The sequence below is a fragment of the Microbulbifer maximicatervae (SeqCode) genome, assembly GCF_052467615.1.
The window spans coordinates 4,502,710-4,526,952 of the sequence record NZ_CP174319.1; the positions used below are offsets into that span (position 1 = coordinate 4,502,710).

At 52.7% G+C, this 24,243-nt stretch carries 22 protein-coding genes; 16 read left to right on the forward strand and 6 right to left on the reverse strand.

The window, feature by feature from the left end; all coding sequences use genetic code 11:
* The first annotated feature begins 50 nt into the window (after positions 1-50).
* From ACJJIM_RS19865 to slmA, 3 genes are all read left to right on the forward strand, one after another.
* Positions 51-2,426 (forward strand): phosphomannomutase/phosphoglucomutase, encoded by a 2,376-nt coding sequence (locus tag ACJJIM_RS19865; RefSeq protein WP_444911811.1) that lies wholly within the window; start codon positions 51-53, stop codon positions 2,424-2,426.
* A gap of 146 nt (positions 2,427-2,572) precedes the next feature.
* Positions 2,573-3,490 carry an acetylglutamate kinase gene (gene argB, locus ACJJIM_RS19870; protein WP_413663820.1) on the forward strand — a complete coding sequence of 306 codons (918 nt, stop codon included), beginning with the start codon at positions 2,573-2,575 and terminating at the stop codon, positions 3,488-3,490.
* A 111-nt stretch (positions 3,491-3,601) separates the two neighbouring features.
* Positions 3,602-4,210, forward strand: a complete 609-nt coding sequence (slmA, locus tag ACJJIM_RS19875) for a nucleoid occlusion factor SlmA (protein ID WP_108735025.1) — start codon at positions 3,602-3,604, stop codon at positions 4,208-4,210.
* A 64-nt stretch (positions 4,211-4,274) separates the two neighbouring features.
* Here the strand turns inward: slmA and ACJJIM_RS19880 are convergent, their stop codons facing one another.
* Together ACJJIM_RS19880 and pyrE are read right to left on the reverse strand one after the other, a co-directional pair.
* The gene (locus ACJJIM_RS19880; protein ID WP_413663821.1) at positions 4,275-4,871 is read right to left on the reverse strand and encodes a hypothetical protein; all 597 of its coding nucleotides are present in this window, start codon (positions 4,869-4,871) and stop codon (positions 4,275-4,277) included.
* A 47-nt stretch (positions 4,872-4,918) separates the two neighbouring features.
* Positions 4,919-5,572, reverse strand: coding sequence for an orotate phosphoribosyltransferase (pyrE, locus tag ACJJIM_RS19885; RefSeq protein ID WP_413663822.1), 654 nt, complete (start codon positions 5,570-5,572; stop codon positions 4,919-4,921).
* A gap of 114 nt (positions 5,573-5,686) precedes the next feature.
* Here pyrE and ACJJIM_RS19890 point away from each other — a divergent pair, with 114 nt between their 5' ends.
* A complete protein-coding gene (locus ACJJIM_RS19890; RefSeq protein ID WP_413663823.1) occupies positions 5,687-6,454 on the forward strand; it encodes an exodeoxyribonuclease III in 768 nt (255 codons plus the stop codon).
* Between the two features lie 66 nt (positions 6,455-6,520).
* On the opposite strand, the gene rph is transcribed toward ACJJIM_RS19890, so the two are convergent.
* Positions 6,521-7,240 carry a ribonuclease PH gene (gene rph / locus ACJJIM_RS19895; RefSeq protein WP_444911812.1) on the reverse strand — a complete coding sequence of 240 codons (720 nt, stop codon included), beginning with the start codon at positions 7,238-7,240 and terminating at the stop codon, positions 6,521-6,523.
* 109 nt (positions 7,241-7,349) lie between these two features.
* On the opposite strand from rph, the gene ACJJIM_RS19900 reads away from it, so the two are divergent.
* The 8 genes from ACJJIM_RS19900 to ACJJIM_RS19935 all read left to right on the forward strand — a co-directional run bounded on the left by ACJJIM_RS19900 (position 7,350) and on the right by ACJJIM_RS19935 (position 16,651).
* Entirely contained in the window at positions 7,350-8,237 is an 888-nt protein-coding gene (locus tag ACJJIM_RS19900) for a YicC/YloC family endoribonuclease (protein ID WP_413663825.1), read from the forward strand.
* Positions 8,238-8,325: 88 nt separating this feature from the next.
* Entirely contained in the window at positions 8,326-8,880 is a 555-nt protein-coding gene (locus ACJJIM_RS19905; RefSeq protein ID WP_413663826.1) for a rhomboid family intramembrane serine protease, read from the forward strand.
* Positions 8,881-9,409: 529 nt separating this feature from the next.
* The gene (locus ACJJIM_RS19910) at positions 9,410-11,158 is read left to right on the forward strand and encodes a S8 family peptidase (protein WP_413663827.1); all 1,749 of its coding nucleotides are present in this window, start codon (positions 9,410-9,412) and stop codon (positions 11,156-11,158) included.
* 334 nt (positions 11,159-11,492) lie between these two features.
* Positions 11,493-12,737 carry a sterol desaturase family protein gene (locus ACJJIM_RS19915; RefSeq protein ID WP_444911813.1) on the forward strand — a complete coding sequence of 415 codons (1,245 nt, stop codon included), beginning with the start codon at positions 11,493-11,495 and terminating at the stop codon, positions 12,735-12,737.
* 223 nt (positions 12,738-12,960) lie between these two features.
* Positions 12,961-13,581: a guanylate kinase gene (gene gmk / locus ACJJIM_RS19920; RefSeq protein WP_444906844.1), complete on the forward strand. Its 621-nt coding sequence runs from the start codon at positions 12,961-12,963 to the stop codon at positions 13,579-13,581.
* Positions 13,582-13,679: 98 nt separating this feature from the next.
* Positions 13,680-13,943 (forward strand): DNA-directed RNA polymerase subunit omega, encoded by a 264-nt coding sequence (gene rpoZ / locus ACJJIM_RS19925; RefSeq protein WP_413663830.1) that lies wholly within the window; start codon positions 13,680-13,682, stop codon positions 13,941-13,943.
* A gap of 51 nt (positions 13,944-13,994) precedes the next feature.
* The gene (gene spoT, locus ACJJIM_RS19930; RefSeq protein WP_282930627.1) at positions 13,995-16,112 is read left to right on the forward strand and encodes a bifunctional GTP diphosphokinase/guanosine-3',5'-bis pyrophosphate 3'-pyrophosphohydrolase; all 2,118 of its coding nucleotides are present in this window, start codon (positions 13,995-13,997) and stop codon (positions 16,110-16,112) included.
* A gap of 155 nt (positions 16,113-16,267) precedes the next feature.
* Positions 16,268-16,651, forward strand: coding sequence for a Rid family detoxifying hydrolase (locus tag ACJJIM_RS19935; protein ID WP_282930626.1), 384 nt, complete (start codon positions 16,268-16,270; stop codon positions 16,649-16,651).
* Between the two features lie 47 nt (positions 16,652-16,698).
* Here ACJJIM_RS19935 and ACJJIM_RS19940 read toward each other — a convergent pair whose 3' ends face one another.
* Both ACJJIM_RS19940 and ACJJIM_RS19945 read right to left on the reverse strand, forming a co-directional pair.
* Positions 16,699-17,583 (reverse strand): sugar nucleotide-binding protein, encoded by an 885-nt coding sequence (locus ACJJIM_RS19940; protein WP_282930625.1) that lies wholly within the window; start codon positions 17,581-17,583, stop codon positions 16,699-16,701.
* 141 nt (positions 17,584-17,724) lie between these two features.
* On the reverse strand, positions 17,725-17,985 hold the full coding sequence (locus ACJJIM_RS19945; RefSeq protein WP_108735039.1) for a GlsB/YeaQ/YmgE family stress response membrane protein: 261 nt from the start codon (positions 17,983-17,985) through the stop codon (positions 17,725-17,727).
* A 189-nt stretch (positions 17,986-18,174) separates the two neighbouring features.
* Here ACJJIM_RS19945 and ACJJIM_RS19950 point away from each other — a divergent pair, with 189 nt between their 5' ends.
* Together ACJJIM_RS19950 and recG are read left to right on the forward strand one after the other, a co-directional pair.
* Positions 18,175-19,098, forward strand: coding sequence for a hydrogen peroxide-inducible genes activator (locus ACJJIM_RS19950; RefSeq protein ID WP_282930624.1), 924 nt, complete (start codon positions 18,175-18,177; stop codon positions 19,096-19,098).
* Positions 19,077-21,182 carry an ATP-dependent DNA helicase RecG gene (gene recG / locus ACJJIM_RS19955; RefSeq protein WP_444911814.1) on the forward strand — a complete coding sequence of 702 codons (2,106 nt, stop codon included), beginning with the start codon at positions 19,077-19,079 and terminating at the stop codon, positions 21,180-21,182. Before ACJJIM_RS19950 ends, recG begins: the two co-directional genes overlap by 22 nt.
* Before the next feature lie 10 nt (positions 21,183-21,192).
* On the opposite strand, the gene ACJJIM_RS19960 is transcribed toward recG, so the two are convergent.
* Complete coding sequence (locus ACJJIM_RS19960) at positions 21,193-22,509, reverse strand: dicarboxylate/amino acid:cation symporter (RefSeq protein ID WP_413665904.1); 1,317 nt, start codon at positions 22,507-22,509, stop codon at positions 21,193-21,195.
* Between the two features lie 74 nt (positions 22,510-22,583).
* Between ACJJIM_RS19960 and ACJJIM_RS19965 the strand changes: the two genes are divergently transcribed.
* Both ACJJIM_RS19965 and ubiA read left to right on the forward strand, forming a co-directional pair.
* Positions 22,584-23,261, forward strand: a complete 678-nt coding sequence (locus tag ACJJIM_RS19965) for a chorismate--pyruvate lyase family protein (protein ID WP_413663835.1) — start codon at positions 22,584-22,586, stop codon at positions 23,259-23,261.
* Positions 23,258-24,139, forward strand: a complete 882-nt coding sequence (gene ubiA / locus ACJJIM_RS19970; protein ID WP_444911815.1) for a 4-hydroxybenzoate octaprenyltransferase — start codon at positions 23,258-23,260, stop codon at positions 24,137-24,139. The genes ACJJIM_RS19965 and ubiA overlap by 4 nt, the downstream gene beginning before the upstream one ends.
* The last annotated feature ends 104 nt before the right edge of the window (positions 24,140-24,243 follow it).

The following is a 24,243-nucleotide window of genomic DNA, read 5'->3' on the forward strand; positions in this document are numbered from 1 at the left end:
AATCAGGGATATCTGTGGGCTCCAACAACAAAAAGAAACCAGGCGGTACCATGCAGAAAGGGTTATTTTTACCGTTATTATTAGTAGTTGTCGCTTGGCTGGGCGGTGCCTATCTGTTAATCCAGTATCTTGTAATACCCCATAATCATTCGCAGATTGAGCTAGCCGCCAAGCAAAAAACTGCCGAACTAGCTGAAGTCGTGCAGTATTACGTCGCAGACTATTCGAAGCGCCTGCAGGCCCTTGGATCAAGGAAGCTCCCTGCAGCAACACTGATTGAATCTACCAAACTACCTGAGCAGGTATCCCTCCAGGCCTTTTCTTCCGAACAGGTTCGAGTGGGATCAGGGCAAAATCCCTCCCTGAACTTTGCCTTGGTCGATCTGTTAAAGCGCAGTCAGGAAATACCTGAGCAACCGATGGAAGTACTGCGTACAGGTGTGGAAAATAGCTGGCAACTTCATAGTGTTATCACCCTGGAAAATGAACAACTACTGGCTACCCAACCCTTTTCCGTGCTGGAAAACATTTTAAAAAGTCTGGGCGGTAGTCATGGACAAGTTCAGTTAATGCAGAAGTTTCCCGATGCCCACCGACAAACTCTGTGGCGCGCAGGCATAGGAAAAGGCTACAACACTGTAGAGCAACTTGAGGACAGCTATTTAAGCCTCCACTTCAGTCCCTCCCAAATCTTTGTCGAACAGCACAGTCTGCCCACATACTGGATTTACATCGGAGCCGGTATTGGAATATTGGTGAGCCTATTCGCCCTACTGAAATTCCTACCTCGCGATTCGAGAGCCCCGTGGGAAAGAAGTAAGGATGCTAGTGGCAGCGAGCTTAATAAGGCGCACCCACAAGCCTCTGATGGAGGAAATACACAGGTTTCCAATACAGATTTTCTGCCGCAGAGCTTGGCCTCAGCACCCAGTATCTCGGACTCTGATTCGGAGAACTCAGAAAGCGAAGAAAAAGAAAATAGTTCAAAGGACTTGCCAGAAAGTGACGATGACAAGCCCGAGCTGCCTCTGACCTCTGAGTATCCCCAGCATGTTTTCCGCGCCTACGATATCCGTGGAATCGCCGGGCAGGAAATCAACGAACCTTTTGCCTATCAACTAGGTAGAGCGCTCGGCACCCTGGCACAGCACGCTGGAGAACATCTCTTACTAGTTGGCCGAGATGGACGCAATAGCAGTGAGACACTTAGCCAGTGCCTGATTGAGGGAATTCTAGATAGTGGCTGCAACTCTATTAATCTCGGCCTGATTCCATCACCACTTCTCTATTACGCTTGTGCGAAAGGAAAAAATACCAGTAGCGGGGTCATTGTTACCGCAAGCCACAACCCTGCGGAATACAACGGCTTTAAGATCGTACTGAAAGGTCGCGCCCTGGCGGAAGACAAACTGCAGGGGCTCTACCAGTTGATGAAAAAAGGCCCATTCAAAAGTGGGGAAGGCGCCAATCGGGAGCAAGAAATCACCGATAAATATATCGATGAAGTTTTCAATAATGTCGCCCTCGCCGGGCAACCGCACTTGGTTATCGATGCTGGCAATGGCGCCACCTCTAACCTGGCTCCCCGCCTCTTTGAGCAGCTCGGCTGTGCAGTAACACCGATCTATTGTGAGGTGGATGGCAACTTCCCCAATCACGCACCGGACCCCTCCAGACCAGAAAACCTCGAAGCCTTGACTGAAAAGGTTCTGGCTACAGGAGCAGATCTGGGCGTGGCCCTGGATGGTGATGGTGATCGTGTTACCCTAATTTCAAGCAGCGGCCGTATCGCTTGGGCAGACCAACTGGTTATGTTGCTGGCAAGGGATATCCTTGCGCGCAATCCGGGAGAAAATATTGTCTTCGACGTTAAGAGCAGTCGCAGTTTATCCCAGCTAATCAGCCAGTATGGGGGCCGCCCCATTATGTGGAAGACCGGACACTCTCCGATGAAAGCCAAGATGTTGGAGACCAAAGCCATTTTGGGCGGCGAGCTTTCCGGACATATCTTTATTAAGGACCGCTGGTTTGGTTTCGACGATGGTATCTACGCTGCTGCGCGGGTACTAGAAATTATGGCACTGCGCGAACAAAGTCTTGATGAACTCCTCGACACCTTGCCGAAAATGCACAGCACCCCTGAGATCCTGCTACCAGTAGAGGAAACTGAGAAGTTTTCACTGATAGACCAGCTGCGCGATAAGGGGAATTTTGGCAATGCCGATATCAATACTATCGACGGCCTGCGTATAGAGTTTCCCGATGGCTGGGGGCTTGTACGTGCCTCCAATACCACTAGCGCACTAACCCTGCGCTTTGAGGCTGAAAATGAACAGGCCCTGGAGCGCATCCGTACTGAGGTGATGGGACAGCTCAGAAGGATTGCTCCCGCAATTACTGTACCCGACTGGCAGCTGCTCGATTAAGATAAAACGGCGGAATAGACTGCGCCGCCATCGGGCCACTGCCCCTATTGCTTAGAAAACAATCCACCACATTTGCTTTAAATCGTTGGCGACTCAATTCAGGACCCCAAACCTGATTCCCTTTCGCCCTGTGTAAGGAACTGCCCATGTCCCTAGATCTAAACTCTGCGCTGAAAAGTGCCCAGGTCCTCAATGAAGCACTGCCCTATATCCAGCGCTTTACAGGCAAAACTATTGTGGTCAAGTTCGGTGGCAACGCCATGGTGGATGAGCAACTACAAAACAGTTTCGCGCGAGACATTATCCTGATGAAGCTGGTAGGTATGAACCCAGTGGTAGTGCACGGTGGCGGACCTCAAATTGGGCAGCTGCTAAATAAGCTCAGTATTGAGTCCCGCTTCGTAGACGGAATGAGAGTCACCGATAGCGAAACCATGGATGTTGTGGAGATGGTGTTAGGGGGCACCGTCAACAAACAGATCGTCAATTTGATTAACAAAAATGGGGGCCGCGCGGTAGGTATCACCGGTAAAGACGGATTACTGGTTAAAGCGCGAAAGTTGACCCGAAAAAATGAGAGCGCGGGACTACATGCCTCTGAAATCATTGATATCGGCCAGGTTGGAGAAGTCGAGAAAGTTAATATTGATGTGATCAATATGCTGGTCCACAGTGACTTTATCCCAGTTATTGCGCCCATTGGGGTCGACGGCAATGGGGTTTCATACAATATTAATGCCGATCTCGTCGCTGGAAAAATCGCCGAGGAATTGAAAGCAGAAAAGCTGATGTTACTCACCAACGTCGCCGGTCTGCAGGATAAGGAGGGGGAGGTTCTCACCGGACTGACTACCAATGAAGTGGAGAGCTTAATTCAGGATGGCACCATCTATGGCGGCATGCTGCCAAAAATCACCTGCGCTCTGGACGCTGTTCAGGATGGGGTAAATTCCGCTCACATCATCGACGGCCGTGTGCCCCACGCCATATTGCTCGAGATATTTACAGATCGAGGCGTGGGTACCCTGATTACCAACATAGAAGCGCAAACTGTGGACCACTAGCCCCTTGGCAATTGAAGACAGCCCGGCGAATCGGTAGGATTCCGCCGCCGTCAAAATAAGACGACAAGAGCAAAACTAAATTCCGCCCCCCAAGCGGACCAAAGGCAGTCAATGAGCAGCGAAAAAATCAATCGGCGTCAACAAATCCTGGAAGCTCTAGCACATATGCTGGAAGTCAGTCCCGGCGCACGTATTACAACAGCAGCACTGGCCAAGGAAGTTGGTTTCTCTGAAGCCGCGCTATATCGTCACTTCCCCAGTAAATCCAAGATGTTTGAAGGGCTGATCGAATTTATTGAGGAGACCATTTTCAGCCGTATCGCAATGATCCTGCAGGAGGAGCCCTCGGCTCTCAATCGCTGCCAGAAAATTCTGCAGCTCCTGCTAGCTTTCTGTGAGCGAAACCCTGGAATCACTCGCCTGCTCACAGGCGACGCGCTTACCGGTGAAACTGAAAGGCTGCATGGACGAATCCTGCAGTTATTTGATCGACTGGAAACCCAAATTAGACAGATCTTGCGCGAAGCCGAGTTGCGCGAGCACCTGCGCCCGACTCTTCCTCTCGGTGGTGCTGCCAACCTGCTTTTGGCGAGCGCGGAGGGGCGTATCGTCCAATACGTGCGCAGCGGTTTTAAGCGTAAGCCTACAGAGTACTGGGCAGAACAGTGGCCCGTATTAACGGCTGGTTTCTTCCGTGAGACAGTGGCTGCAGCCAGATAACCATTTCCTCATGAGGGCTGTTTGGCGGTAGCCCTCCGAAATTATTCAGGCATTGAGAAATTAGCTAGCTCTCAGCATTAAGTTCGGTATAGCGGGCTACCGCCTTATCAAAATCAACCCCTATGGTATCCGCTTCAGCCGCACGCCGGCTGAGGCGCTCCTCAAGCACTTCCATTTCTTTTTGTAGATCTGCAATTCTCTGCAACAATTCGGGAGCCACCTCACGGCCGCCCCGCTGCGTGCGCGCAGCAGAGGCTTCTTCCTGGGCAATTTGCCGGCGTAGACTGCTGATATTTGACTGCATGATAGCCATATCCTGCTCTACGACAGCCAACTTGCGCGACCGAGCACTCTCAATATCCGCAATACTGTTATAGCGCTTGAGCAACTTACGATCCGCCTCACGCTGGGCCTCCAACTTAAGCTGGGCCTGGTACTCTTCAGGACTGAGCTGCGGTGCGATTACTTCAACTACACGACCGGTAAGAGTGAGAATCTCATATCCATTTGGAACAAATTCCGGTGGAATAGCATCGTTGATCACCAGGACTCCCTGGTGATCAGTGTATCGATACAAAACCCGGCTATTGTTACCATAAGCCTCTACAGCCAACATCAAAAGGGTGCTGACCAATAGAGGTACTAAAGGGGCGATTCGCATCGCTCTTCTCTCTGAATTAACCGGCCCACAGCTAGGGGGGGCAATATTTATTGACCCGCGACACCGTAGCGCTGCCGGTAGTCCACAATTTTCTGCAGAGTATCGCTATCATTCGACTCCTGCTCGAGAAAGCTGATCACATCGTCTAACTGCACGATGCCGACCACAGGAATATTGTACTGTCTCTCAACTTGCTGAATAGCGGAGAATTCACAATCTTCACTAGCCTTTTCCTGGCGGTTGAGACCAATCACAACTCCCGCTGCTTCTGCGCCATGAGATTCGATAATTTGCATCACTTCGCGCACGGCTGTGCCCGCAGTAATAACATCATCGATAATCAAAACCTTGCCATTAAGCGGCGCACCCACTAAGGTTCCGCCTTCACCGTGATCCTTGGCTTCTTTTCGGTTGTAACAGAAAGGCTTATCGATCCCCTTTTGGGCTAGAGCCACAGCAGTCACCGCACCCAGCGGGATACCTTTGTAGGCCGGCCCAAAAATGACATCGAACTCCACTCCCGAAGCGATTATCGCCTCGGCATAGGCCTGCCCCAGCGCTGCCAGTGCAGCACCGGTGTGGAAACGGCCGGCATTGAAAAAGTAGGGGCTTTGACGGCCCGACTTCAAAGTGAAGTCGCCGAAACACAAAACCTGATGATCCAGGGCAAGTTGGATAAAATCGCGCTGATATTGCTGCATGGAAAATTGTTAACTATTGGCTAAGGTGAAGGGAGACCTCCCCGTAGCATTCCCGGGGGTAGGCATGCATATAATGTTTCTAATGATACACAGTCCGCTGGTAAGGGGCTAATAATGCGAATAGTAAGCTTGTCGGTAGACGGCGTTCATCAGGCCGCCCAACGCGGTCTCTACGATTGGTTGGCGGAGCAGGACGCAGATATTATCTGCCTTCAGGATCTGCGCTCTCTCGAGCCTGAATTGGACCACCCAATATTTCACCCCGACGGTTATTACAGTTACTTTTTCGACTCGGGAACTCCCCACGAAAATGGTGTGGCTATCTACACCCGCAGCCAGCCCAAAGCCATCATATTCGGCATGGGCTTCGCCAATGGTGAGGATATGTACGGCCGCTATCTACAGGCGGATTTCGAGCGACTGAGCGTTGGCTCTCTGCTCGCGCCAGTCGCCTCCGATGAGACGTCGTTAGAGAAAAAAGTCCAATTCTTTGAGGACATGCAGGCGCACTTGCTAAAAATAAGCCGCAAACGCCGCGACTTTATTTTCTGTGGTAACTGGGGCATGGCTCACCGTCGTGCAGACGTACAGAATTGGCAGGATCACCAGGATTCTCCCGGCTTTATGCGTCACGAACAGCGCTGGCTGGACCAACTGTTTAATGATGTTGGCTATGTCGATGCTTTTCGCCGTGTAGTAAAAGATACCGACGAATTTAGCTGGTGGCCCAGCGGTACTGTCGGAGAAGGAGATGGCTGGCGTACTGATATGCAGATCGTTTCTCACGGTCTAAAAAATCGCATTGAGTACGGTGCAATCAATAAGAATGTGAAATTCTCCAGCCACTTACCGGTAATCATGGACTACGAAATCGAAGTTTGAATCGCACGGAGTTCCGGCCCCTTCCCTATTGGGAGAGGGCCGGATACAAACCAAGGGGCGGCTGCTTTACTCGTCCAGCGCCTGCTTTTGCAGAGCGATCAATTCATCAATACCCGCCTTGCCCAACCCCAGCATCTGAGCAAACTGCTTTTCGGTAAATGGCTCACCCTCTGCAGTGCCTTGAACCTCGATCATGCCGCCATCTTCGGCCATCACCAAATTCATATCGGTATCCGCTGAACTGTCTTCCGGGTAATCCAGGTCCAGTAACGGCTCCCCCTCATAAATTCCCACTGATACCGCCGCTACCATATTCTTAAGCGGATCTTCGGCAATGATTTTTTCCCTCTGCATATGACGCAGGGCGTCAACCAGTGCCACACAAGCACCTGTGATTGCTGCGGTTCGGGTACCGCCATCGGCCTGGATAACATCGCAATCGACGGTGATTTGATTCTCACCTAGCTTCTCCAGGTCTACCGCCGCTCGCAGTGAGCGCCCGATCAAGCGCTGAATTTCCACGGTGCGGCCACTCTGCTTGCCCTTGGCCGCTTCCCTTGGCATACGAGAGCCTGTGGAGCGTGGCAGCATGCCGTACTCTGCAGTTATCCAACCGCTGCCCTGGCCGCGTAAAAACCTTGGGACTTCACTGGAGAGAGAGGCATTACACAAAACCTTGGTATCACCAAACTCCACCAACACAGACCCCTCCGCATGACGGGTATAGTTGCGGGTAATTTTTACCGGGCGCAATTGCGCAGGGGCGCGGCCACTGGGACGCTGCATAGTCCACCTCAAATATTGAATGAAAGCCCCGCATTATATACCCCAGCATGGCGATCCAAACGCTGTGTTATTATGCCGGGCCGATTAATACGCCTGTAGGGGATCAGCTATGGCCAGTCAACGGGAACAGAACAAAGTGCGCAGCATGACAGCCTTTGGACGCGCCGAGGCCAATTACGCAAGCGGCACTGCTATCTGGGAACTGCGCTCGGTCAACCATCGCTACCTGGAACCACATTTCCGTTTACCCGAAGCGGCTCGCTCCCTGGAAACACAACTGCGCGATACGCTGCGCAAGACGCTGTCCCGCGGCAAAGTTGAACTGACCTTGAGCCTGAAGACCAATAGCGCCGAAGACACTGGACTGGAAATCAACCAACCCCTCGCCCAGGCGCTGATTCATGCGGCAAAACAGGTAGCCGGTGGCGAGGATGTTCAACCACTCAATCCCTTGCAAATTCTCCAGTGGCCCGGTGTTATCAGTGAACCTGAAGCAGATACCGATAAACAGACGGCAACGATATTAGAGGCTTTTCGCGAGGCACTGGGACAGCTGCGCGCAAACCGTGAACGCGAAGGCGCTGAGCTAGCCAAGTTTATTGAGGCCCGACTCAAGGGAATCGAAGAGCAGGTAGCCAATGTTCGAGAACTGCTTCCCCTAATTCTTGAAGCACAGCGAGACAAGCTGCGCAGCCGCCTGGAAGAATTGCAAGTGGAGCTGGACAAGGACCGGCTCGAACAGGAGATCGTCCTGTTGGCCCAGAAGGCTGATGTGGATGAAGAGCTCGACCGCCTCAGTGCGCACACTTCTGAAACACGTCGGGTTTTAGCCGGCGGTGGATCAATCGGCCGGCGGCTGGATTTCCTGATGCAGGAGTTTAATCGCGAAGCCAACACCCTTTCCTCAAAGTCTGTGGTTACTGACACAACCCAGGCTGCGGTAGAGCTCAAAGTATTGATCGAGCAGATGCGCGAGCAAGTACAAAACATCGAATAACCCTCTGGGGCATTCTCACCGAGACTGTGGATGCCCCTCTGCCACCAGAGAGGGGGATTTGTGATAGCTCACCCTTTAAGGAATATTTATGCGACACAACCTGAAGTGGGTCGGCGCTATTTTTTTAGTGCTTGCTGCAATTGAGATTATTAATATTCTGAGCGGCCGATCGCTTAATTACTTTGGTATTGTTCCCCGCTCAATCAACCACCTCCCCCATATTTTTTCTGCACCATTACTGCATGGAAATAGCTGGCATTTCTTCTCGAACATATTCACTCTGTGCATCTTCAGTTTTTTAGTGTTGCAGTACGGGGTAAAAACTTACCTTAAAGTGACCCTGTTCGTTGTGATCACCACCGGACTGGCCGTTTGGCTTTTTGCTGGCAGGGGCAATCATTTGGGAGCTAGCTCAGTTATCTATGGCTATTTCGGCTTTTTGCTTCTTGCGGGATTTATCAGCAGGAAATTTAGCCGTTTATTAATATCTATTGTGGTAGCCGTCCTTTATGGAGGGCTTATTTTCGGTGTCTTGCCACGAGGTGGTTTTATCTCCTGGGAGTCCCACCTATTTGGATTTATCTTTGGATTGCTGGCTGCAAAGCTGTGGGCCAAAGTTCCCAGTTATAGCAAGGCCAGATAAACACAAGTCCTAACACCAACCTTTCAACCTCAAACCCCAGTAGTAGCCAGCAAAGGTTTTCATTACTGGGGTACCCTCAGGAAACAGGCCCCAAAGCCAAGCTACGTAAATGCTACGTACACGTCACTAAGAAGCGTTTAGCGATTCATCTTTTCTACGCACGATAATTCTTTTATCTGAAAATATTCGTTTATCATCCAGTTTCCCCCCTGTGAACCCCTCCACATCTCTCCCGTAGATAAATTCTCACTATCAGATTTTTTTCCCAAAACTTATAAATTTGTCGCCAAAAGCCACACAAATTTAAAGGCTTAAGCTGAGGATAATAATTTCACGAACGTTATAAAGAAGTACCATTTTGAAACTTTGGTACCAATTTTGGTCAAACTGACTTACCGACTGTGAGAAAGACAGTTTCAAGGCCTATCCGTTAAACAAATTTATTTTGTTAGTGCGGAGTTTTTCAGGAGTCTCCGGCCTATCGGAATACTGATAGCCGGATTTAAAATATCTCGGAGATATAACAATAATGAAATCATCATTGAAAAGTCTTTTGCAAAAGACGACTCTGGCGAGTGCGTTTTCGTTACTGTGTGCTACCCCTTTCGCTACTCACGCAGCGGACGCGGAAAAAACACTGCTAACCGACCGCATCATCGTAAAGTACAAGGAGAGCGCTAAAGTTGGGAAGGCGGCCACCATGGCCACAGAGACGGTCGAAAAAGCTTCCCGTCGTGCCGGCCACAAGATGCGCCACCTCCGCCGTATGGCCACTGGCGCCCAGGTAATGCGCCTGGAAGGCCGTAAAAGTAGAGCTGAAGTAAACGCGATCATCGATCGCCTGAAACAGGATCCGGATGTGGAATACGCAGAGCCGGACCTGATTATGAAAGCGATGGCCGAGCCCAATGACCCGAGCTATCTCAGCCAGTGGCATTACTACGAGTCCACCGGCGGCTTGAACCTGCCCTCAGCTTGGGACGTTACCCAGGGCGATGGCGTAGTGGTTGCCGTACTCGATACCGGTTATCTCCCCCACGCCGATCTGGTAGACAATATCCTACCAGGCTACGATATGATTTCTGACACTTTCGTCTCCGTAGATGGAGATGGACGTGATGACGATCCCACTGACCCAGGGGATTGGTATACAGATAAAGCCTGCGGTGACGATCCGAGCATCCCCTCCGAGAGCGACAGCAGCTGGCACGGCACCCATGTAGCCGGCACCATTGCCGGGGTTACTAACAACAACATGGGTATCGCCGGTGTAGCCTATGATGCGAAGATAGTGCCCGTTCGTGTGCTTGGACGCTGTGGTGGCTATACCTCTGATATTGCCGACGGTATTATCTGGGGTGCCGGTGGTTCTGTCAGCGGATTACCAAGCAACCAAAACCCAGCCCAAGTATTGAACCTGAGCCTCGGCGGTGGCGGTAGCTGTGACACTACCACGCAAAGCGCTATCGACACTGCGCGCAGCCTCGGCGCTACCGTGGTTGTCGCCGCTGGTAACAGTGGTGCCAACGCAAGCCAATACTCGCCTGCCAGCTGTGATGGGGTTATTACCGTTGCGGCAACTGACCGTACCGGCGGCCGCTCTTATTACTCCAACTATGGCAATGTGGTTGATGTCGCTGCACCCGGTGGCGCACAGAGCTTCGCAAACGATTCCGACGGTATCCTTTCCACCTACAACAACGGCTCTACCGATGCGGGCAGCGATAGCTACTATTACAGCCAGGGCACCAGTATGGCAGCCCCCCATGTCGCCGGCGCAGCAGCGCTGATTTATTCGGTTAACCCCGACGTTACTCCGGATGAAGTTGAATCGATCCTCACCAGCACCGCTCGCAGCTTCCCCTCTTCTTGCAACAACTGCGGCTCCGGTATTGTGGACGCGGCAGCAGCTGTAGCTATGGCGAGCGGCGACGATAGTGGTAATGGCGACGACGATGACGACAGTGGCAGCAATGGTTCAGGTTGGACAGAAACTAACCTTTCTGGCAGCCAGGGCAGCTGGAATGACTTCACCATTGATGTTGAGTCGGGGACTTCCACCCTTACTATAGAGATGTCCGGTGGCTCCGGCGAAGTTGATCTCTACGTGCGCCACGGTAACTATCCTACCCTGCGTCGATATGACTGTCGTCCATACCTCTGGGGTAACGAGGAGAGCTGCACCATTAGTAACCCGGATTCCGGCACCTGGTACATCAGTGTCTATGGGTATGAATCCTACAGCGGTGTGACTTTGGAAGCGGAAGCTAGCGAGTAAATAGCGACCCGTTCAGAGTAAAAAAAGACCGGCATTTGCCGGTCTTTCTATTTATAAACTCCAAAGAAAATCCTTTCACGAAGAAAACCATGCCTAAACATCAAAAGTCGCACCTAGCCGTGGTACCAATTCGACGTATCGCATGCTCTTGCCAATCTTTTGATTAGTGCCAATCAGGCACTACTTTTGTAAACCTGAAAGTTAATTACGTCAAAATCCCTTCAGCGAATACTGACTGATTTCAGAATCCATGCTTCACTGGCATATGCGGCCCAGTAGCCGTGTGGCAGAGTTCGATAGATACGCTATCTAATAATAAAAATATGGGGTTTCTGTGGACCTGCTTACTTTCTCCATTCCATTTTTTCTGACCGCCATGCTTATGGAGTTCGCCCTGGATCGCTGGAAAGGCTGGGGGCTCTACAGGCTGAATGACACTATTGGCAATCTCAGCACGGGGATTCTCAATCGTATTATCGGGCTTACCTATAAAAGCTTATTCCTCGTTATCTATATCCCGCTGTTTACGTTGCTACAACCCTACTATCAATGGGTTGGTTTCAACTGGTCTATCGACAATGTCTGGCACCTGGCCCTGGCGGTTCTCGCATACGACTTCTGCTACTACTGGAAGCACCGTATCTGTCACGAGGTAAACATCTTTTGGGCAGAACACCTGGTGCACCACCAGAGTGAGGACTATAACCTGAGCACAGCATTGCGTCAGTCTTCGGGGGGGCTACAGCTGGATTGGATATTTTATCTACCGCTTCTATTGATTGGTTTGCCGGCAGAAATTGTTATTGTCGCCGGAGCAATTGATCTTATTTACCAGTTTTGGGTTCACACACAAAAAATACCCAAGATCCGCTGGTTGGAGTGGTTTGTCATTACCCCCTCGAATCACCGGGTACACCACGCCCAGAACGCTGTCTACGTAGATAAGAACTACGGCGGAATATTAATACTTTGGGATCGCTTATTTGGCACCTACCAGCAGGAACTCGAATCTGAGCCCTGTCTTTACGGTGTGCGTAAACCCCTGAATACCTTTGATCCTGTAGCAGCCAATTTACAACACTTAAAGCGCATGGCAATTGATGCCTGGCATACGAAAAGCTGGTGGGACAAGTGCACTCTTTGGTTCCGCCCCACAGGCTACAGACCCGCAGATATAGAAAAATCCATGCCAGTAGCCTCTACCGATCTGACAAACTTTAAACGTTTCAACCCTGAAATTAGCCCTGGTTTGCGCAACTACGCATTCGCACAACACCTCTGTTACACCGCCACAACCTTATCTCTCCTCTGGTTCACCAGCGTATTGAGTTTCTGGCAACTTATGGGCTCGGTTATTGCCTTGATTATTTGCCTGGCAATTAATGGAAGGATACTGGATGGTCATCCTATTTCAGGGCGCCTCGAAACTTTGAGACTCGCAGCACTCATCTGCGCTATTCCGCTACTAAACAATACATATGTACCACTCTTCATATCCTACTTGCTCGCAAGCTCTTTGGTATGGTGGTGGTTGGCAACCCGGCGCAAAGAGGATAGAGTCACTTTCGTTAGCGATTAACAACAGGGAGATCCCCTTAATCACAGGTGGTTGGCGGTGATTGAGAAACTCCCGCGAGGCTATCCCGGCCGGGCCCAGGCGCGCAGGTGGTAACGCGCCCTGAATCTCCCAACAGATACCCCCACCCCGGTCGGGGGCTAGCCTTGTCCCTTCATGACACTCTTTCATCTCCAGACGCAAGCTTCGGTTATAATGGGCTCTTTGCTCGCGAACAGGATCAGTTGTGCAAACAGGAACCCTCTACACCGTCTCCGCTCCCTCCGGTGCAGGAAAAACCAGCTTGGTCAAAGCGCTGGTAGACAGCGACAGCCAGGTTACCGTATCGGTTTCCCATACCACTCGTGCCATGCGCCCAGGCGAAACTCACGGCGTTGACTATCACTTTGTCGAGCGAGAAGAATTTTTGGCAATGTTGGAGCGTGATGCTTTTTTTGAGCACGCCCAAGTTTATGGCGATAATTATTACGGCACCGCCAAAGCTGAGATCGAAGAGACTCTTGCCAGTGGTCGCGATGTAATCCTGGAAATCGATTGGCAGGGGGCCGAACAGGTTCGTCGCCTGCGCCCTGATGCAGTGGGTATTTTTATTTTACCTCCGTCCCAGGAAGCCCTGCGCGAGCGCCTCACCGGACGCGGTCAGGACGATCAAGCGGTCATTGATCGCCGTATGGACCAGGCCATCGACGAAATGACCCATTATGTCGCCGCAGATTACCTGGTAATCAACGATAACTTCGAGCAAGCGTTAACAGAGCTGCGTGCGATTATCGTTGCCCAGCGACAGCGCTTAGAGCTGCAGCAACTGCGCCACGGCGATCTACTTCAGGCACTGTTGCGCCACTGAACCAATTGATCGAATTGCATACATTTCCCGGTCCGGTAAAATAGCCGGTCCCCTGTACAGAATTTGCCTTCGGGCACAGCAAATGGAAACGAAAGTTTATGGCACGTATTACCGTTGAAGATTGCCTTGAGCATGTGGACAACCGCTTCGAGCTCGTTATCGTCGGCAGCAAACGCGCCCGTCAGATCGCTACAGGCGGCAGGGATCCATTGGTTCCCGAAGAAAACGATAAGCCCACGGTAATTGCCCTGCGCGAAATCGAAGAGGGCTTGGTGGATGCCGCCATCCTCGACGAGCCGGAACGCGAAGAGGCACCTGCTCCTATCGTTGCCCCCAACTACCTAACAGATCAGCAAGTCTGATCAGGTCTCTTACTGGGTACTTTTTGAGTTTTACGAGAGGCGCGCGCGGCATTGCACACCATAGATAGTTTGGCCCACCGCCTCTCCTCATACCTTCCCCCCGACCAGATCCAAATCGTCCGCCGCGCCTATTTTTACGCGGAGCAGGCTCACGATGGTCAGCAGCGCCGTTCCGGCGAGCCCTATGTCACCCACCCGCTGGCAGTTGCCACTATTCTCGCGGGCATGCATATGGATCACGAGAGCCTGGCGGCAGCCATGTTGCACGATGTGATCGAGGATACGGGTATCCCCAAGGCAGCTCTGGCTGAGCAGTTTGGTGGAGAGGTTGCCGACCTGGTCGATGGGGTCTCGAAACTAACCCAGTTCGAGACCGACAGCCCGGCAGAAAAGCAGGCGGAAAACTTCCAGAAGATGGCGCTAGCCATGGCCCGCGATATCCGCGTGATTCTGGTCAAACTGGCCGACCGCCTGCACAACATGCGCACTCTCGGCGCACTGAAACCGCAGAAGCGTGCCCGTATTGCCCGCGAGACGCTGGAGATCTACGCACCCATCGCCCACCGACTGGGTATGAACGACGTTCGTATCGAGTTCGAGGATCGCGCTTTTTTTGCCATCTACCCACTGCGTGCCAGCCGCTTGCGCGCCGCCCTGGTCGCCGCCCGCGGCAATCGCAAAGAGCTGCTGGAACAGATTCAGAATGCTATAGAACTGCGCTTGCAGCGGGAGGGCATCAGCTCTCTGGTGATTGGTCGGGAAAAGCACCTATTTAGCATCTACCAAAAGATGCGCGCCAAGAAGAAGTCCTTCAAGGAGATAATGGATGTCTACGCTTTCCGCATCATTGTGGACAGTGTGGATACCTGTTACCGGGTTCTCGGTGTTATGCACAGCCTGTACAAACCGGTAATCTCTGAGTTTAAAGATTACGTCGCTATCCCCAAATCCAATGGCTACCAGTCACTGCACACAGTGCTGCTGGGTATGCACGGGGTGCCCATTGAAGTTCAGGTCCGCACCAAGGAAATGGATGAAATGGCCAACAGTGGCATTGCCGCCCACTGGCTGTACAAAGCCTCCGGCGATGAGGTGATCAATACCGGTGGCACCAGCCAGGTGCGCGCACGGCGCTGGGTCCAGGGACTGCTGGAGATGCAGCAGCGCGCCGGCGACTCGTTAGAGTTTATTGAAAACGTAAAAATTGACCTGTTCCCGGATGAAGTTTACGTCTTTACCCCTAAAGGGCAGATCGTTGACCTCCCCGCAGGAGCCACTGCCGTGGACTTCGCCTATTCCGTACACACGGATATCGGCAACTCCTGTGTTGCCGTGCGTATCAATCAGCGCCTGGCCCCTTTGTCCCAACCTCTGGAAAGCGGGCAAAAAGTCGAGATTCTCACGCGCAAAACTGCACAGCCAAACCCTAACTGGCTCAATTTTGTAGTAACCGCCAAAGCGCGCAGTGCTATCCGTCACTTCCTCAAGCACCAGCGTCACCACGATTCCATTACCCTGGGCCGGCGCCTGCTGGAAAAAGCACTCAGTAAGTTCGACACGAGCCTAGACGCGCTATCGCCAGAGCAATTAGAAGCGGGCCTCAAAGAAGCGAAATGCGCAACTTTGGACAAGCTGCTGGAAGAGATAGGTATGGGCAGTAAAGTGGCCTTCTCTGCCGCTAAATTACTCGCGCCCGTCACCAGTGAAGAGACTGAAGCCAGCAATATCTCTTCTCCCTTAACGATCGATGCCCAAGAGGGCATGATGATCAGCTTCGCTCGCTGTTGCCGTCCTATTCCCGGGGATGCCATTATCGGCCATATCAGCTCGGGCAAAGGCGTAGTAGTACACCGCGACACCTGCCGCAATACCGGTGATTTTCGCGAGCACCCAGAAAACATCATGCTGGTGAACTGGTCACCGGATGTGACAGGGGAGTTCCTCGGTGATGTGCGGGTAGAAGTTGAGTCAGAGAGAGGGATTATTGCCCGACTGGCTACTCGTATTACGGAAGAGGGCGCCAGCATCGAGCAGATCAATGTGGATGAGAAGGATGCTCACAACAGCGTGATCTCCCTGACCCTGGAAGTCAGTGGCCGTGTACATTTGGCGCGGGTTATGAAGCGCCTGCGCAACCTCCCTTCTGTCATACGCATCGCCCGCCCTTGAGGAACACAAGGGAATCCCATTGGGAACTGCCATTAGGCTTCAAAGCGCGATATATTTAACCGACTTCTGAAAGCCCCGCAAATAAGTAAGGGATTATTCGGAAGTTCCGTATAGGTCTTCCTTTTCAACAATATTGATAAGTAATGGAGTACCCCATGCCCAATCGAGCCGTTATTAAAACCGACCGGGCACCCGCCGCAGCTGGTACCTATTCCCAGGCAGTAAAAGTGGATAATACTGTTTACCTGTCGGGACAAATCGCTCTGGACCCAGAGACACAACAGATGATTAGCGGAGGTTTTAGCGATGAAGTCCACCAGGTCTTTCGCAACCTCAGTGCAGTCTGTGAGGCCTCTGACGGATCGCTCCAGCATATTGTGAAACTCAATCTCTACATTACCGACAGCAGCAACTTTGCCGCTGTAAATGAGATAATGGCAGAGTTTTTCGAAGAGCCTTATCCCGCCAGGGCAACCGTCGTCGTCAAGGAGTTGCCGCGGGGAGCCCTTTTTGAAGCCGAAGCGATTATGGTGACCTGAGGCAAGAAGTTCTCGCCGATGCTGTGGCAATAATTGAGGAGGGCAGCTCAGCCCTCCGACTCCAACAGAGCGCTATAGCCCACCTTGTAATCTGGATACTTCAATTCGTAACCACTGGACAGCATCAACTGATTGCTGAGCTTTTTCGAGCGGCGCTCGCTCGTTTGCACAATCTCGCGCAGGTGGGCACTGGTATATCCCATCGCTTTTACCAACCACTGTTGCAGCTCGTACATCGGCACAGGCTGGCTATCGGCGCCTATATAAAGAGGCTCCGGGACCCACCCCTGTTTGTGCCTTTCAATAAGGTGCAATAAAAAACCAATACAATCATCGACATGGATGCGATTGCTATATTGCGGTGGCTGGGGAGGAGCGCAGCGACCAGCGCGAACCTGCGACAACAAGCGATCTCGACCAGGCCCATAAATTCCCGCAAAGCGCACAATGCAACTGTTGGGAATTGCGTTGCGAATGATCTCTTCGGCTGCAAGCAAACTATCTCCCTGAAAACCACTGGGCAGAGGTAAGGTTTGCTCATCGATAAAGTCATCACCGCTTTGGCCATAAACACGAGTAGATGAAACCCAAATAACCAAACGCGGTGGGGATGGAAGGTGCGGAACAACTTCAGCGACTGCCTTTGCCGTTTCCACATAGGCGCGGTGATAGCCGGTTGGCGTGTGCTCAGTGGGGGTAAATGTCGCGAGAATGACATCCGCCCCCGTAGACAACAAGCGTTCAATATCCTCTTTCTTAGTGGCATCCCCCCGGCGCCAATTCACCACATCTGCCCGGCGCTTACTCGCCAGAGCTACCAGGGGATTGCGCCGCATTCCATAAACCGCGTATTGCTTTCGGTCTATATGCAGTGCCAGTCTCGCCCCGAGGTCACCACACCCAAGGATCCAAAGCTTTTCTTGTTGTGTCATATAGTTCCCGGTGAACAATCTTTGCTGCTCACCTTATTCCCTTGATTCAGTGCTATTCAGTCCTAAGGTGCTGGGGTCATTTGGGCAAATTCAAATTCGGAATGCTTATAGTTCGCCGCCGAGGCTCTCCCCAAAGGCGGACTAGTTGCCACGCCTTTTGAACATGCGATAGATCGCAAGAAAAATTATCGCACCAATCGTAGCCGTTATTATGTCGCCAATTCCGAAACCAGTCACTGGGCCACCGAACCCAATCAGGGCACCCAGCCAGCCTCCAATAAAGGCACCGACAATGCCGATGACCATAGTGACTATCCAACCACCAGGATCTCTCCCGGGCATAATCCACTTTGCTAAAGCGCCGGCAATCAACCCGAGAATGACCCAGGACAGAACTCCCATGACGTATCTCCGTTCGGTGTGCCCCTTACAGATATAGCAAAATTTTGCGCCTCAATCCCACCTGAATTCCCAAAACTAGTAAATTTTCCCAATATTCGCTCTCAGCTTACAGATTGAGACAGGGTATTGGCTAGCGGCGATTATTTATGAATAATTACTATTACTAATGGCCATCTAATTGCCTCGACCATGACTCTCAATGAACTGCGCTATATCGTAACTCTCGCCCAGGAACAGCATTTTGGCCGTGCCGCCGAGCGCTGTTACGTCAGCCAACCGACACTCTCTATCGCAGTAAAAAAACTGGAGAAAGAGCTCGGTGTCGCCCTGTTTGAGCGCTCAAAAACTCGAGTGCAGGCAACACCATTGGGCGAGAGAATTGTCGCCCAGGCCCAGCTGGTTCTGGAACAATCAGCAGCCATCAAAGACATTGCCAGCGCCGGCAAGGACCAGCTGGCTAGCCCCCTGTCTGTTGGCGCCATCTTTACTATTGGGCCCTACCTGTTCCCACACTTTATTCCCCAACTACAGCATTTGGCACCAGAAATGCCACTCTATGTTGAGGAGGGATATACCGCCACGCTGAGACAGAGGCTACGCAAGGGCGAACTGGATGCCATCATTATTGCTCTCCCCTTTACCGAGCCCGACGTTGTCACCCAACCCCTGTACGACGAGCCATTTGTTGTATTGATGCCCGCAGGCCATCCACTTACAAAGCAGGAGGTTATCTCCCCGGATCAACTCACTGAAGACAATGTGCTTCTGCTGGGTGAGGGCCACTGCTTCCGTGATCAGGTACTGGAAGCTTGTCCGCACCTGCAACTAACCATGGAAAAAGAAGCGGGCGGCGGCAGCATACGCACAGCCGCAGATGGCAGCTCACTGGAAACACTCCGCCATATGGTGGCCTCAGGGCTTGGAATTACCGTATTGCCACTCTCAGCCGCCACCGCATCACAGTACGCCAGTGGCCTGCTGGAGACCCGCCCCTTTACCGCACCGGGCCCACGCCGCACCGTAGCACTGGCCTGGCGGGCAAGCTTCCCCCGACACCGCGCAATCGACATACTGCGAGAGGCCATCAGCCAGTGTCACCTGACCGTGGGATAGATAACAACCTGGCCGAGCTGCCCGTTACCACCCTCAAAGGCGTGGGGGATAAATTTGCCCAGGTGTTGGCCAAACTCCATATCAACTCCCTACAGGATTTGGTTTTCCACTTGCCCCTACGCTATCAAGACCGCACCCGGGTGGTGCCTATTGCCGGCCTCACCGCCGGTATGGATGTGGTAATCGAAGGAGAGGTCAGTGCTGCCGATGTCGTATTCGGCCGCCGCCGCAGCCTGGTGGTCAGATTACAGGATGGCAGCGGCACCTTAACCCTGCGCTTTTTTCATTTTTCTGCCGCACAGAGAAGCCGCTTTGCCCGAGGAACCCGAATACGCTGCTTTGGGGAGGCCCGTCGCGGAGCCAACGGCCTGGAGCTCTACCACCCGGAAACGGAAATCGTCGGTATCGAAAACGCGGAGACCGCAGATACCCTTACGCCGGTTTACCCGCTAACAGAAGGTGTGAGCCAGGCCCGTATGCGAGGATTGGTGGAGCAGGCACTGGTTCTACTGAAAAACGGTGCTGTTACCGAGTTCTTGCCGGCAGAGCTGTTACCCAAATCTCTGCGCTACCCCCTCCGGGACGCCTTGCTGTATTTGCACGCCCCTCCGGCTGGCACCCAGCTAGATCAACTGGCAGCAGGTACTCACCCCGCCCAGCAGCGTCTGGCCCTGGAAGAGTTACTGGCACACCATCTGAGTCTGCTGGAGTTGAGGCGCAATAGCGCTAGGGTAGCGGCACCACCTCTGTCCGTTAACCGATCCCTGGAGCGAGACTTTTTGTCGCGTCTGCCATTTTCCCTCACCGGCGCACAGCAGAGAGTTTGCGAGGAAATCGCTGAGGATCTGGCTCAACAAACCCCGATGATGCGCTTATTGCAGGGAGATGTGGGTGCGGGAAAAACCCTGGTCGCCGCTATGGCTGCCCTAAAGGGCATTGGGACCGGTGCTCAAGTAGCAGTCATGGCACCGACAGAAATCCTAGCAGAGCAGCACCGGATCAATTTTTGTAATTGGCTGGAACCTTTGGGTATTGAAGTTGCTCAGCTAACGGGCAGCTTAAAGACTGCCGAGCGGCGTAAACAGCTGGGCAAGATCGCCAGTGGCGATGCCCAGTTAGTGGTGGGCACCCACGCACTTTTTCAGGAAGAGGTGGCTTTCCACAACCTGGTGTTAGTGATTATCGATGAGCAACACCGCTTTGGCGTACAGCAACGCCTGGAGCTGCGTGAGAAAGGGGCGGCAAGTGGAGCTACCGGCAGGCTGCAACCCCACCAGCTGATTATGACCGCTACACCGATTCCCCGCACCTTGGCGATGTCCGCCTTCGCCGACCTGGATTGCTCAATCATCGATGAGCTGCCGCCAGGGCGACAACCCATCAACACCGTTGCCATTGCCAATGATCGGCGCGACCAGGTTATGGAACGGGTGCAAAGCGCCATCGCCGAGGGCCGCCAGGCCTACTGGGTTTGCACCCTTATCGAGGAGTCGGAAAGCCTGCAAGCCCAGGCCGCAGAATCCACCGCTGAAGAACTCGCCGAAATGCTCGAAGGCGTTCGCGTGGCCCTGGTACACGGCCGCCTGAAGCCCGAGCAAAAAGAGCAGGTGATGAGCGCCTTCAAGGCCGGGGAAGTGGATTTGCTGGTGGCAACCACGGTCATTGAAGTGGGCGTAGATGTGCCCAATGCCAGCCTGATGATTATCGAAAACCCCGAACGCCTGGGCCTGGCCCAATTGCACCAGTTGCGCGGCAGGGTCGGGCGCGGCTCCATCGCCAGCCACTGTGTGCTGCTGTACGGCACACCGCTATCGCAGAATGGCCGCGCCCGCTTGCAAGCGCTGCGTCAACACAGTGATGGTTTTGCTATTGCAGAGGAAGACCTGCGTCTGCGAGGTCCCGGGGAAATCCTCGGCACCCGCCAGACAGGGGAGATCCAGCACCGCATCGCAGACTTGCAGAGGGATGCTGAGCTGCTGCCGCAAGTGCAAAAAATTGCTATTTCCCCTCAATTGACAGAGGGCATGCGACAACAGTTGATTAAACGCTGGTTACAGAACAAGCCCCGATTTGCCGAGGCTTGAGGAGAGCGCCCTAGTGGGCGCCTACTGTGTTGTTGTCGTTAATGCTGACACTCTTGTAATTGGCATCGTAGTAAGTCTCTTCGTCCAGGGCACCTTCACTCTTCGCCACCACACTACTTACTACCGCATCACCGGTAATATTGACCGCAGTGCGCACCATATCCAGCAGGCGATCTACGCCGATCACAATGGCAATCCCCTCGAGTGGCAGACCCACCTGCTGCAATACCATACCCAACATAATCAGGCCGACGCCGGGCACCCCAGCAGTACCAATAGACGCCAGAGTTGCTGTCAGGATCACCGTCAGAAAGCCGGTCAGGCCGATCTCAATTCCAAAGAACTGGGCAATAAAGACCGTAGCCACACCCTGCATAATCGCGGTGCCATCCATATTGATAGTCGCACCCAGAGGAACTGTGAATGCAGCAATTTTATTATCCACACCCAGGCGCTTCTCTACCGTCGACAAAGTCACCGGGATAGTGGCAGCAGAGGAAGCGGTACTGAAGGCAAATAACATGGTCGACCACATTTTCTTCAGTAGCTCTAGGGGATTGAGCCCACTCAGCAGCTTCAGAATCACCGAGTAAGTACCCAATGCATGCAGAAGCAGGGCACAGACCACGACCAGGAAATACTTTCCGAGTTGTATCAAGCCTCCTAACCCAAGACCGGCAAAGGTTTTCGCCAGCAACGCAAAAACGCCATAGGGGGCAAAAACCATCAGTACACCGACCATGCGCAAAACAACGGTATTGAGGTCATTAAAGAAAGCGGCAATACGTTGACCCGGCTCCCCGCAACGAGAGATCGCATAGCCCATCAACAGGGCAAAAACGATAATCTGCAGCATATTTCCCTCAGCCATAGCGGCAACAGGGTTGGTCGGGAATATATTGACCAGTACCTCTGAAAGAGGTGGGGACTCCTTCGGCACAAATGTTGAAGCGGCTTCAGCTGCGGCTTCATTAACACCAACTCCAGGCTGGAAGATTAATGCCAGACACAGTGCCAGAGTAATGGCAATGGCCGTTGTCGCCATATAAAGCAGGACGGTTTTACCCGCCAGCGGTCCAATTCGGCTGCCTTCCGATAGGGCACAGGCGCCACTGATCAGCGAGACCAGAACCAAAGGTACCACCATCAACTTTAGTGACGCGATAAAGATACGGCCGATAACATCAAACAGGCCTTCGGTCAGGTAAAGATTAATAGCACTGTTCACGCCAGCACCGAGCAGCTGGGTCTCATTCAAGGAGTTGATTAACCCCCCAACGGTAATGCCCGCAAACATTCCCACTAAAATTTTGGTCGTAAGCCCCATAACAAGCTTCTCTTTATGAATCGTTGTTTTCATTGCAGTGAGCACTATATCCATTGCCGTGCTGGGGAGCAAAAATGCAACAGGGAGAGACCTGTTGCCACCGGCCGGGATACAATGGGGCCTTTATCCAGACTGCGGAGTTATCGTTGCACCAATCACCATTTGTGCCCTCTGGCGATTGGCAGAGTTTGCCTCTTGAAACCCAGCAGCAACCACCCAAAAATCTGGTGCCCTGGCTGACCTATTCCGGATCACTCACCGCCGCTCTCAAGCAGCAAAGTGACGGGGACTTTTATGTTCGCGTGCTGTATCAGGGTTGGCAGACACCTCGCCCAGAAGAATGCCTTGTACTGGGTTTACACAATGGTAGCCGGGCCCTGATTCGGGAAGTTTTGCTCTACGGTTGCGGACAGCCCTGGGTGTATGCCCGCAGCGTTTTGCCCGAACGCAGCCTTCAAGGAAAATCTCGCAATCTGCGCAGCCTGGATACCCGCCCGCTGGGGGAGCTGCTGTTTAGTGAACCGGGTATTCGCAGAGGGGAGATCGCCCTCAATTTGCTGCAAAAATCCCCTGGCTGCGCCGATCGTGAACTTGGGGAAAAGGATTCTGAAGTCTGGGGTCGCCGCTCGCTATTCTGGCTGCGGGACAAGCCTTTACTGGTGTCGGAGGCTTTTCTTCCCAACTTCACACCGACAGGTGACCCCATAGCGCAAGAAGCAGCCAAAACTATCGCAACTGAGGATTCACTGTGATCAGCCAACAGATCGCACAACGCTGGCCCACCGCGCTGCCCTACTGGCAATTAGCGAGGATGGACAAACCCATAGGTTCACTGCTGTTACTCTGGCCCACTTGGTGCGCACTATGGCTAGCCGCTGAGGGGTGGCCGGGCTTCCACTTGTTTATCGTATTTACACTCGGTGTGATCCTGATGCGAGCGGCTGGCTGCGCAGTCAATGATTTCGCCGATCGCAAAATTGACGCCCATGTAAAGCGCACTGCGGAGCGTCCTCTGGCCACCGGCGCACTGACGCCAAAGTCTGCATTGGCGCTTTTCGCCGGCCTCAGCGCTGCCGCCTTCCTTCTGGTACTCACCACCAACACACTCACAATTCTCCTCTCGTTTTTAGCTCTGGCTCTGGCATTCGGCTATCCCTTTGCAAAGCGCCACACACACCTACCCCAGATGGTCCTGGGCGCCGCCTTTAGTATGGGAATCCCCATGTCTTTTGCAGCGGTTACAGGAGAAGTACCAGCAGAGGCCTGGTTGCTCTATACCGCCAACTTGGTTTGGACCCTGTGCTATGACACTTTCTATGCGATGGTGGACCGCGATGACGATCTTCAGATCGGCGTTAAATCCACCGCCATTTTGTTTGGGGAAATGGACAAGGTGATCACCGGAACCTTACAACTTTTAGTTCTAATAGCCCTGCTGCTTATTGGATCAAGGTTCTCACTCGGTATTTTTTACTACTTGGCGCTATTGCCGGTTTGCAGTTTATTCGTTTATCAGCAGTGGCTGATTCGGGACCGAGAGCGAGAGGGCTGTTTTCAGGCTTTTATCAACAATAATTGGGTAGGGTTTGCCATTTTCGCCGGCATATCGCTGCATTTTCTGCTGAATTGAAAGATGAGTGGGCCCTAGAAGTGGAGCGTCATATATTTGTCATATAAATCCCGTTTAATCCTCGGCCATAACTGGGGAAACCCTGACAACAGAGCGGGTATGGC